This is a genomic window from Bacillus sp. P4_D3 (assembly GCF_056401855.1).
The window spans coordinates 1-10,652 of record NZ_JBFUIN010000087.1 but is presented as its reverse complement, the minus strand read 5'-3'; the positions used below and the strand labels follow the sequence as shown (position 1 = coordinate 10,652).

The 10,652-nt window shown below is 35.5% G+C and carries 12 protein-coding genes; 7 read left to right on the top strand and 5 right to left on the bottom strand.

Translation table 11 applies throughout. The annotated features are described in order from the left end of the window. The 4 genes from AC1DTM_RS12315 to AC1DTM_RS12300 all read left to right on the top strand — a co-directional run. The coding region (locus AC1DTM_RS12315; protein WP_477000275.1) for an ABC transporter ATP-binding protein at nucleotides 1–1,260 on the top strand (1,260 nt) is incomplete at its 5' end. Between the two features lie 303 nt (nucleotides 1,261–1,563). Then, entirely contained in the window at nucleotides 1,564–2,361 is a 798-nt protein-coding gene (locus AC1DTM_RS12310) for an amino acid ABC transporter substrate-binding protein (RefSeq protein WP_477000274.1), read from the top strand. Then, nucleotides 2,348–3,046: an amino acid ABC transporter permease gene (locus tag AC1DTM_RS12305; RefSeq protein WP_002114865.1), complete on the top strand. Its 699-nt coding sequence runs from the start codon at nucleotides 2,348–2,350 to the stop codon at nucleotides 3,044–3,046. The genes AC1DTM_RS12310 and AC1DTM_RS12305 overlap by 14 nt, the downstream gene beginning before the upstream one ends. A gap of 28 nt (nucleotides 3,047–3,074) precedes the next feature. After that, entirely contained in the window at nucleotides 3,075–3,809 is a 735-nt protein-coding gene (locus AC1DTM_RS12300) for an amino acid ABC transporter ATP-binding protein (RefSeq protein WP_002201630.1), read from the top strand. A 51-nt stretch (nucleotides 3,810–3,860) separates the two neighbouring features. Here the strand turns inward: AC1DTM_RS12300 and sasP are convergent, their stop codons facing one another. Further along, nucleotides 3,861–4,064: a small acid-soluble spore protein, SasP family gene (sasP, locus tag AC1DTM_RS12295; protein ID WP_000013349.1), complete on the bottom strand. Its 204-nt coding sequence runs from the start codon at nucleotides 4,062–4,064 to the stop codon at nucleotides 3,861–3,863. Between the two features lie 656 nt (nucleotides 4,065–4,720). Between sasP and AC1DTM_RS12290 the strand changes: the two genes are divergently transcribed. Beyond that, nucleotides 4,721–4,966, top strand: a complete 246-nt coding sequence (locus AC1DTM_RS12290) for a hypothetical protein (protein WP_016103832.1) — start codon at nucleotides 4,721–4,723, stop codon at nucleotides 4,964–4,966. A 16-nt stretch (nucleotides 4,967–4,982) separates the two neighbouring features. Here AC1DTM_RS12290 and AC1DTM_RS12285 read toward each other — a convergent pair whose 3' ends face one another. Together AC1DTM_RS12285 and AC1DTM_RS12280 are read right to left on the bottom strand one after the other, a co-directional pair. Continuing rightward, nucleotides 4,983–6,443 carry a YheC/YheD family endospore coat-associated protein gene (locus AC1DTM_RS12285; protein ID WP_016103833.1) on the bottom strand — a complete coding sequence of 487 codons (1,461 nt, stop codon included), beginning with the start codon at nucleotides 6,441–6,443 and terminating at the stop codon, nucleotides 4,983–4,985. Between the two features lie 19 nt (nucleotides 6,444–6,462). Next, nucleotides 6,463–7,515 carry a YheC/YheD family protein gene (locus AC1DTM_RS12280; RefSeq protein WP_016103834.1) on the bottom strand — a complete coding sequence of 351 codons (1,053 nt, stop codon included), beginning with the start codon at nucleotides 7,513–7,515 and terminating at the stop codon, nucleotides 6,463–6,465. A gap of 125 nt (nucleotides 7,516–7,640) precedes the next feature. Between AC1DTM_RS12280 and AC1DTM_RS12275 the strand changes: the two genes are divergently transcribed. Beyond that, nucleotides 7,641–8,786: a DUF445 domain-containing protein gene (locus AC1DTM_RS12275; protein WP_088098715.1), complete on the top strand. Its 1,146-nt coding sequence runs from the start codon at nucleotides 7,641–7,643 to the stop codon at nucleotides 8,784–8,786. A 142-nt stretch (nucleotides 8,787–8,928) separates the two neighbouring features. Then, nucleotides 8,929–9,282, top strand: coding sequence for a YlbF/YmcA family competence regulator (locus AC1DTM_RS12270; protein ID WP_088098716.1), 354 nt, complete (start codon nucleotides 8,929–8,931; stop codon nucleotides 9,280–9,282). 154 nt (nucleotides 9,283–9,436) lie between these two features. Here AC1DTM_RS12270 and AC1DTM_RS12265 read toward each other — a convergent pair whose 3' ends face one another. Beyond that, nucleotides 9,437–10,033 (bottom strand): NDxxF motif lipoprotein, encoded by a 597-nt coding sequence (locus AC1DTM_RS12265; protein WP_088098717.1) that lies wholly within the window; start codon nucleotides 10,031–10,033, stop codon nucleotides 9,437–9,439. A gap of 24 nt (nucleotides 10,034–10,057) precedes the next feature. Continuing rightward, nucleotides 10,058–10,615 carry an HAAS signaling domain-containing protein gene (locus AC1DTM_RS12260; RefSeq protein ID WP_088098718.1) on the bottom strand — a complete coding sequence of 186 codons (558 nt, stop codon included), beginning with the start codon at nucleotides 10,613–10,615 and terminating at the stop codon, nucleotides 10,058–10,060. Nucleotides 10,616–10,652: the final 37 nt, after the last annotated feature.

The window sequence follows — 10,652 nt, the reverse complement described above, 5'->3', positions numbered from 1 at the left end:
GATGTAAAACTGGCGGCACTATGCTTACTTATCATCCCAATTTTAATTGTTTGGGCGATTATGTATAGAAAGTATGCGTCTGTATACAATCATAAAATGCGTTCGCGTTTATCGGATATTAACGGAACAGTGAATGAATCGATTCAAGGGATGCCAATTATTCAAGCATTTCGTCAAGAACATGAAACGAAGAAGGAATTTGAAGAACTCAATGGTGATTATTTTAAATATCAAAATAAAATTTTAAATTTAAATGCAGCAACTTCGCATAATTTAGTGTCTGTATTAAGAAACATCGCTTTTACAGGTGTAATTTGGTATTTCGGTGGTGCTTCATTAAGCGCTTCGGGCATCGTTTCACTCGGGATACTATATGCTTTCGTCGATTATTTAACGAGATTATTCTCGCCAATTACGAATATGGTGAACCAACTTGCTAACTTAGAGCAATCGCGTGTTGCATCAGAGCGTGTCTTCGAATTGCTAGAGGAAAAAGGAGAGGCAGTAGAAGAAGAACGTATTCCTCGCTTAACCGGAAATGTGAAATTCGATAATGTTTCGTTTTCTTACAATGGAAAAGATGAAGTGTTAAAAAATATTTCTTTTGAAGCGAAACAAGGGGAGACAGTGGCACTTGTCGGCCATACTGGATCAGGAAAAAGTTCCATTATGAATGTGCTCTTTCAGTTTTATGAATTTCAAAAAGGGAAGCTTACGATTGATGGTCACGATGTAACAGAGATGCCGAAACAAGCAACGCGTGAACATATGGGAATTGTATTGCAAGATCCGTTTTTATTTAGCGGGACAGTGGCATCCAATGTAAGCTTAGAAAATGAAAAAATTTCAAAAGATCGCATTGTAAAGGCATTACGTGATGTTGGTGCTGAAAGGTTTGCAAACAACATAGATGAAAAAATTACGGAGAAAGGAAGTACACTTTCAACCGGAGAACGTCAGCTTATATCGTTTGCTAGGGCACTTGCTTTTGATCCGGCGATTTTAATTTTAGATGAAGCGACTTCCAGCATTGATACTGAAACAGAAGCGATGATTCAACAAGCGCTAGAAGTTGTGAAGAAAGGACGAACGACGTTTATTATCGCTCATCGCCTTTCAACAATTAAGAGCGCTGATCAAATTATTGTGCTTGATAGAGGAACGATTTTGGAAAAAGGATCGCATGATGAATTAATGAAAAAGCGTGGGCGCTATTACGATATGTATAAAACGCAAATGGAAGGGAACCAGAGCGCTTAATTTTTAGAAGAACTTGCGATTTTCGCAAGTTCTTTTTTGATTGGATTGTCCGCTCAGAAGTTAATATATTTCACCGGCAGAAAAACTTATAAATAAGTAAGTATTGTTTTACCTTTTTCTTTATAAATGCTATATTAAAAAATGTTACTTATTTTTTGTATGTAGCAGTATTTTACCATTTTGTTTGATTATGAAGAAAAAGGATAAACTAAATAAGAACATTTTTATTGAAAAATTGTTCGAAATTGCATACAATCAATATAGTTTTTAAATTCCTATCAGAATACTTGGAGGACTACTATCATGAAAAAATTATTTTCAGTGCTTGCAGTAACTACATTAGCGATTGGGATTGTAGCGGGTTGCGGCAAAGAAGAGAAAAAAGATACAGCTAGTCAAGATGCGTTACAGAAGATAAAACAAAGCGGTGAGCTTGTAATTGGTACAGAAGGTACATATCCACCATTTACGTTCCACGATTCAAAGGATAAATTAACTGGATTTGACGTTGAATTAGCAGAAGAAGTTGCAAAACGTTTAGGTGTAAAACCTGTATTTAAAGAAACACAATGGGATAGTTTACTTGCAGGAGTAGATGCAAAACGTTTCGATATGGTTGCGAACGAAGTTGGTATTCGTGAAGATCGCCAAAAGAAATATGACTTCTCTAGTCCATATATTTCTTCTTCAGCAGCATTAGTTATCGCAAAAGATAAAGACAAGCCTGCTACATTTGCTGATGTAAAAGGATTAAAAGGAGCACAATCTTTAACGAGTAACTACGCAGATATCGCTAAGAAAAACGGTGCGAACATCGAGGGTGTAGAAGGATTTAGCCAAGCTGCAGAATTATTAAGTTCTGGCCGCGTTGATTTCACAATCAATGATAAATTATCAGTATTAAACTATTTAGAAACGAAAAAAGATGCAAAAATTAAAATTGTAGATACAGAAAAAGAAGCATCACAAAGTGGTTTTCTATTCCGCAAAGGTAGCGACAAGCTTGTACAAGAAGTAAATAAAGCGTTAGAAGATATGAAAAAAGATGKTACGTACGATAAAATAACGAAAAAATGGTTCGGTGAAAATGTTTCTAAGTAGTGCAGTGGTCTCAGATCGATTGTCTACATGGATAGATATTATGCAGACTTCCTTCTCGCCTATGCTGAAGGAAGCTGTCTTTACGACAATTCCGTTAACGCTTATTACATTTATTATCGGTATTATACTTGCGACGTTAACAGCGCTCGCGCGTATTTCAGGTAGTCGTATTTTACAATGGATTGCTCGTATCTATGTATCTATCATTCGCGGAACGCCACTTCTTGTACAGTTATTTATTATTTTCTATGGTCTTCCAACTCTTAATATTGAGGTTGAGCCATATACAGCAGCAATTGTTGGTTTTTCATTAAATGTCGGTGCATATGCATCTGAAATTATTCGTGCTTCTATTCTTTCTATTCCGAAAGGACAGTGGGAAGCAGCTTATACAATTGGGATGACATATCCGCAAGCATTAAAACGTGTTATTTTACCGCAAGCAACGCGTGTATCTATTCCGCCGCTTTCGAATACATTTATTAGCTTATTGAAGGATACGTCATTAGCGTCGTTAATTTTAGTAACAGAAATGTTCCGAAAAGCGCAGGAAATCGCGGCAATGAACTATGAGTTTTTAATTGTTTATTTCGAAGCAGGTCTAATTTATTGGGTAATTTGCTTCTTATTATCTATCGTGCAACAAATATTAGAAAAACGTTCAGAACGTTATACTCTAAAATAACCCTTTCATAAAAGGAGTTTTTGTTTTTATGATTTCAATTCAACATTTACAAAAAAGTTTCGGAGATAATACCGTACTAAAACATATAGACTTATCAGTTGAGAAGGGCGAAGTTGTTGTTATTATCGGGCCATCTGGATCTGGTAAAACGACATTCTTACGTTGCCTCAACGTGTTAGAAACGCCGAACGCTGGTAGCATTCGCATCGGTAATAAAGAGCTCGATTTCTCTCAAAAAGTATCGAAGAAAGATATTGTAAATCTTCGTACGCAAACAGGTATGGTATTCCAACACCATAATCTATTTCCTCATTTAACAGCAATTCACAATGTAATGGAAGGGCTCGTTACAGTGAAAAAGATGGGGAAAGAAGAGGCGAAGAAAAAAGCAAACTATTTCCTTGAAAAAGTTGGTCTTGCGGATAAAGTAGACTTATATCCGTTCCAATTATCAGGTGGACAACAACAGCGCGTTGGAATCGCTCGTGCGCTTGCGATGGAGCCGGAAGTTTTACTATTTGATGAGCCAACGTCAGCACTTGATCCTGAGCTAGTTCAAGAAGTTTTAAAGGTTATGAAAGAACTTGCTAAAGAAGGAATGACGATGGTCATTGTAACGCATGAAATGCGCTTTGCTCATCAAATTGCGAACCGTGTTATTTTCATGGATGGCGGTGTCGTTGTCGAACAGGGTACACCGGAAGATGTATTTACAAATCCAAAAGAAGAACGAACGAAGAAGTTTTTACAAATGTTGCAGTAAATTAAGGAAGGTCTCAAGGCATATGCCTTGAGACCTTTTTGCCATATATATTTATTTTTGGAATCCGCCAAGACTTTGCTCAGCCATTGCAACTAAACGTTTTGTAATTTCTCCACCAACAGAACCGTTAGCGCGAGCCGTAGAATCTGCTCCTAATTGTACACCAAATTCTTGAGCGATTTCGTACTTCATTTGATCGATTGCTGCTGTTGCACCTGGTACTACTAATTGATTGTAAGAACTTTGGTTTGCCATAGGAATATATCCTCCTTAGAGTTATAAAAGTTTTTTTGGTTGGACTAGCTGGAGTTGAACCAGATTATCGCCCCGTTGGCGCTAATCCATCGGTAATTAAGTTTGTACTCATAGTATGGATGTTACCTAGAAAGATATACAAAATAATAATTTGTAAATTTTGTAAAAAATATTTCATCATTTCGTAAATTATGAAATAAGAGTAATCGTTGTATTTTTAAGAAAGAAGGCTAAACTAAGAGCGAAATCATATGCGTTTTTTCATTGTATAACCAGCTTGGCTTACTTAACTTATGATTTGTTAAAGTGAGAAAAATTCCAGCTTAGTAAAATGAAAACTAAATCGGTAGCAACTGTATAGTTTTGTTTTAGCCCGGTATGGGGCAGAAAAAGGAACTAACCGCGTCTACGCAAGGCTAGATGCTCTCTCCAATCTAAAAAAGAGAGGCTTTTAAACGAAAATATAATTAAAGTGAGAAAAATTCCAGCTTAGTAATATAACACCTAAAAAGGCATCAGCTGCATAGTTCTGTTTTAACCCGGGATGGGGCAAGAAAAAGGAACTAACCGCTCCTATGCAAGGCTAGATGCTCTCTTTAACCTAAAAAAAGAGGCTTTTTAATTGTTTTTAAACGATAACGTATGGAGGAATAACGATGGGAATTTGCCCGCTTTGCAACGCGCTAGAATCACAAACATATTCTTGTCAAAATTGCCAAGGAATACTCCAAGATTATGGGAAAGCTGTAGATTACATAGATGATTACAGTGCATATATGGATCAGGAATTATTAAGTGCGGTAGACGGTTTAACACATAATAATTCAAATGAGTGCTGCAATCATATTTTTTATTGCGGAGTATGTAATGTGGAAACGGAAGTTGTAGTGAAGTTTGTATAAATAGAAAACTTCCACCTTATGAATGAGGTGGAAGTTTTTGTTTTTGTATTTGTGAGTTAATCATAGGGGACGGGATATTTCCGGTGTCAGGTGCAGTATTCGATTGGATTTGAGATGTTTTTTCTTTCGGACCGCACAAAGAATGTTCAGTTAAATAGATGGCATATTCATAAAATAATTGGCGCGTAAGTTCACTTTGTTCTTTTAACCTTTCATCTTGGAATACAGTTCGCCCCGGTTTAGAATTTGCTTCAAATAGCCACGGATTTTCCGCGGTGTCTAAACCAATGTCAAAACCAATTTCTCCAATGTTCCCGGTTACTTGTTGGTCGAGTGCATAACTGATTTGTAAGGCTGTTTGTTTTAGTTTATTTTCAATTTGGACTTGCTTTGTTGAATCAGGAAACAGTTCCTGAAGTAATTTCGTATCACCACCGCTATTTACATGAGTTGTTAAGCTACCTTTGCCGGCGATTTTTGCGACGATTGCACTGACGACCCAATTACCAAAATGATTCTTATTTGTATGAATGCGAAAATCGACGGGTTGCCCTTCGAAGCGGAGCAGTGAGATACCTTGTTGTACGATAAACTTTTTTAAATCATGTCCTTTTAACACATGGTTAAGAAGTGCTTCTAATGATTGATACTTTCTTAGTTTATTTTGTTCATTTTCACGATAACGACAATAGTAGCAATTATCAGTTTGAGAATAGAGTATTTGATGAATATTTCTTCCGAAGCTACCGTGTATTGGTTTCATATAAATGTACTTATACGTACCGAGAAGTCGTTCTACTTGTTCAAAATGTTGAAATACTTCTGTATTTGGTAAGAATGGTTTAATTGAATCTTCTTTTATTAAAAGTTGATGCACTTCCCATTTGTTGAAAAATCCTGGATTAAACCATGGAATCGCATAGTCGCTTTCTAATCGTTTTTTTGCTCTTACGATAGGTTTGTAATTTTCTGCTTGCCGATTTGGTAAACGGTCGTAAATGACATTTGGTAAAGGGACTTTGTTTTTTACCCATTTGCTTTCTTGAAAGAAGTACCCTTCAATTGTTTCCTCTTCCCAGTTTATATGTTGAATGCCAAAGACAAATACAAAGGGCTGCAATGTGAATGGTGGTGTTAGTAACTCGCCGAGAGAGATGGAACGATTCCCTAAAGGAGAATTAGAATCATCGTTAAAGCCAGTTGTGAAAATCCCGATTAATGGACCGAAAACAATGGTTTGATTTTGTATGAAGGCATGGATTGTTGCTGAATGCGGTAGTAAAAGTTTAGCTGCAATTTGTTCTCCAATAATGATTTCTCGAGTGAATGAATAATGAATTTTAATACTCTCACATGTAATATAACGTAAGCCAAAGGAAAGGGATGTAATTGGTGGTGTAATAGAAAAAACGTAAGGTAAAGTAATACTATTTGGATTCTCATCTGAAATACTTAATGTATATATGTGCTCTTTCAACGGGGATTTCCTCCTTTCGTTATGGTGTAAATCGGCTAAACTTTAATGGACCATGAAAAATTTGTTCAGCGAGTTCGTCGTTGTACCTAGTATAAACTTCGTAAGACGGCATCGTATTGACGTACATAAGCCAAATGGCACCTTTTTGATCCATAATGGTAGAAAGCTCTAATTCAAATAATGACGAATAGGACTGATCGAGTGTTTTAAACACTTCATTTACAACATCATGTAAGGCATCTTTCAATAATTGAACACCAGTTGAAGAAAGCAAATATTTAATTTTGGAAAATGGATGTAACATGGACCGCTCTGTTACTGAAAGTAAAAATTGCGCTGGGAATGAAGACTTTTGTATGAATTGACCAAGTACTTCCCAATTCTGTTCTTTGTTTTTTTGCATAATGGTTCGAATATGAATTGGATATGATAGTTGATTTGGAGGTTGTAACATTGGATGGATCATATAATGGGATGAGTGTACGTTCGATTTGCACCATGATATAAATTCATCTGTCCGTTTGAACTTAGTAGAAGTACAATGCTGTTCATTTATTGTATCGATATGAAATGTTTTATGTTTGTAAGTGACTCGATATAAATTTTCATTAGAGTGTATATTGATAGGACGTATAACAATATCTCTTGTTTCTAGTAGTAATTTGAAAATTCCTTGGACCGTTCCTTTTTTTATTTTTGGAATGTAAGGAGAAAGACGTTTATTAGTAAGAAAAAGATTGTGTAAATCACTTGGATTAATAAGAGTGTTATTTAAAAAAGTAGTCGAGGAACGTTTGCGTAATGAATGAATAATCGATTTTGCTTGTTGGAAYGCTTTATCCTCCTTGAAATGACAGCGATCATATATATATGAAGGAATGGGAAAGGTTTGATCTATCCAATTTCCTGTATCTGTATCGTAAATAAGACCAGAAACAAGATCTGTCTTTGAATCAATGCTAAACGGTGTGAATTGGGCAACGACGTTATGATAAAGACGAGCTCGCTTAGCGATTTCGGTGTAATACATTTGCTCGTGATGAAATTTAGAAGTTAAAAGACCAAGAACCAACGAAACCCCTCCTTTATTAACAGGATGTTTGCATAATAGGCGAAGCTATATATTGCAAATACATTTTTATACCATTATACTTTTGTCCGTATGATGATATGCTATAGTTTTGGAGAAGTGAAAGGTTGATTATGATGAATATATGGTTGAATATGCTAACAACGACAGGACTCGGGGCGATTATTGGAGGGTACACGAATCATTTAGCAATAAAAATGTTATTCCGTCCTCATCGTCCTATTTATATTGGGAAGTTTCAAGTTCCATTTACGCCAGGGTTAATTCCGAAGCGTCGTGATGAGCTTGCTGTTCAATTAGGGAAAATGGTTGTAGAACATTTGTTAACACCAGAAGGAATCGGAAAGAAATTAACAAATGAAGAGTTTCAAGCCAGTTTAATTCGCTGGGCACAAGTGGAAGTTGATAAAGTAATTACGAATGAACAGTCGTTACGGGATATGTTAGAAAAATGGAATTTAGAACATGTAGAAGAAGAGGCGATTCAAAAAATTGAACATGTTATTACAGAAAAAATTCATGCATTTTTAGCAGAGTACTATACATATACATGGGAACAGGCTTTACCTCATTCTGTTCATGAAAAAATAGAGAATACGATTCCGAATGTAGCATCTTTTATTTTGAAAAGAGGAATTCGCTTTTTTGAAAGTGAAGAAGGAAAGGCACGCCTTTCAAAAATGATTGATGACTTTTTCGCTTCTCGCGGGACACTACTTAATTTAGTCGGTATGTTTTTAGGGAATGTAAGTTTAGTGGATCGTGTGCAGCCGGAAGTGATTAAGTTTTTAGGACAAGATGGAACAGAGCGGCTGTTAACTGATGTATTGCAAAAAGAGTGGGAAAAGTTAAAAGGAAGAGGCGTACAAGAATTAGAAACGTTTGTAGAGAAAGAAATGATTGTGAGCTCTATATTGTCAGCTGTTAAAGTAGAGGAAACGGTGAGTAAATTTTTAAACCAATCTGTGCAGAAAGTATGTGAACCAGTTCGAGAAACAATCGTTGAAAAAGTGCTTCCTAGCGCAGTAGAGAAAGGCTTGAAGTGGGGAACAGAAAATGTAGCGAGCATACTAAACAATCTACAGCTTGCGGAAATTGTCCAGCAAGAAGTATCTACATTTTCAACAGAGAGACTAGAAGATCTCGTATTGTCCATTACAAAAAATGAGTTGAAAATGATTACGTATTTAGGTGCATTATTAGGCGGAATGATTGGACTCGTACAAGGGTTGTTACTTCTGTTCCTTAGGTAATAAAAGCGAATACATAGAAATAAAGTGAAATTTCTTCACATCTCTTGCATAGTTTGATATGGTAAGAAGAGGTGCCTATGTAAAGGCACGTAAAAGGCAGTGCGAGCGAAAAGCGCTAGCCTTCTAAAGGAGGAAAAATAAAATGACAAAAAACATTCATGATGTTGCATATGAATTACAAAAAGCAATCGCTGAAAACGAAGATTTCCAAACATTAAAAGCAAGCTACGCAGCAGTACAAGGAGATGCAGAGTCAAAGAACTTATTCGAAGAGTTCCGCACGATGCAACTTGGCTTACAACAAAAGATGATGCAAGGTCAAGAAATCACTGAAGAAGACAACCAAAAAGCACAAGAAGTTGTAGCTCGCATTCAACAAGATGCTAAAATCACAAAGTTAATGGAAACTGAGCAACGTTTAAACATCGTTATCACTGACGTTAACAAAATCATTATGCAGCCACTTGAAGAATTATATAGCGCGCAACAAGCGTAATGATAGAAGACGCTCCTAGTATGGGGGCGTTTTTTTTGTGTAGGAAATTTGATAGTCCTTCCACAAAAAAATCCCCGTCGAAATAGCCATTTGTTAGTGACTATTTTGACGGGAATATATGATGTATCTTTCAATTTCTCTTTTACATATATAATTACTTGTTGAAATACTCAGTTCTAATATTTTTTTCTTTCAAAAACTTTTCAATTTCTTTTTGCTTCCTACCATTAACTTTCTCAAAGCGTTTTGTAAAAGAAAAATCAGTTTTGAATAAGTTACCATCTTGCGCGATTTTGTCTAATTCGTGCTCTAGTTCTACTGAAAGTGCCGTAGATGCTGAAATGAATTCATACATTTCTTTCGAAGGTTTTTTGTAATCATCAGGGATCGTATTGTTACTAATAAAATCATGGAAATTCGCATCATTTTGTTGCGCTAAATCTACTAGTTGCTTTAATTTCTCTCGGTCGGATTCCGTGACATTCTCGTCAGACATAGATGATGAAAGTGGAACGATGTTTTCGTCTAACTCTCCGCTATAATTTAAATACGTCTTTATATTTTGTTTCATTTCGTCTTCGTTAATCGTTTCATTCTTTTTTGAGGAAGTGAATATAGTTTCTGGAATTTTTATCGTTACATCTTTAATAGATTGCACATCGTTTTCTTCCTTAGGTTGTGCACTGTTTGAACAAGCTGATAGAAATAAAATTGTAAGTAACATGAGTAGATATAAAGTATACTTCTTCATTTTAATCTCCTTTTATATTCATTATTATCTTTGTAAAATAGCTATATTCCATTTCAAATACTTTACTAAAGTTGCGTATAGATGTTTTACCATTTGGTAAGATATGACGGATATGAGTAAACCGCTGCAAAAAGCGATGAACACATTATAAACATCGGAATAACTGATTTGATGAAACCCTTTAAAAAATCCTAACCCTATTAATAAAATAGGTGAAATGATTAATAGTGGAGTGGCAATGATAAGTGCCAGAAGAATCGGTAATAAAAAGAGTAGTACGAAAAAGGCGATAATGATACATGTAAAGTTTAAAACACTTAAGCTCATAACAGAAAATAGTGCGGTGATCATATTTTTGAAGCTGCGTTTATTGTCAGCATTGCTTATTGCATATGAAACATTAAGTTCTTTAGCGATAGTTTTAGGGTTTCCTAGTTTTTTAGAAATTTCTTCTTCAGATTTACCATCCTGTTTACCACTAATAAAATGAGTTTCGTATTCCGAGATAATATCTTTTTTTTCTACATTAGGCATATTCCGCAGGGAAGAACTAAGTTGTTCCAAAAATTCACTTTTGTTCATAACAATCACTTTCCTTTATAAAATGATGAATTACAGC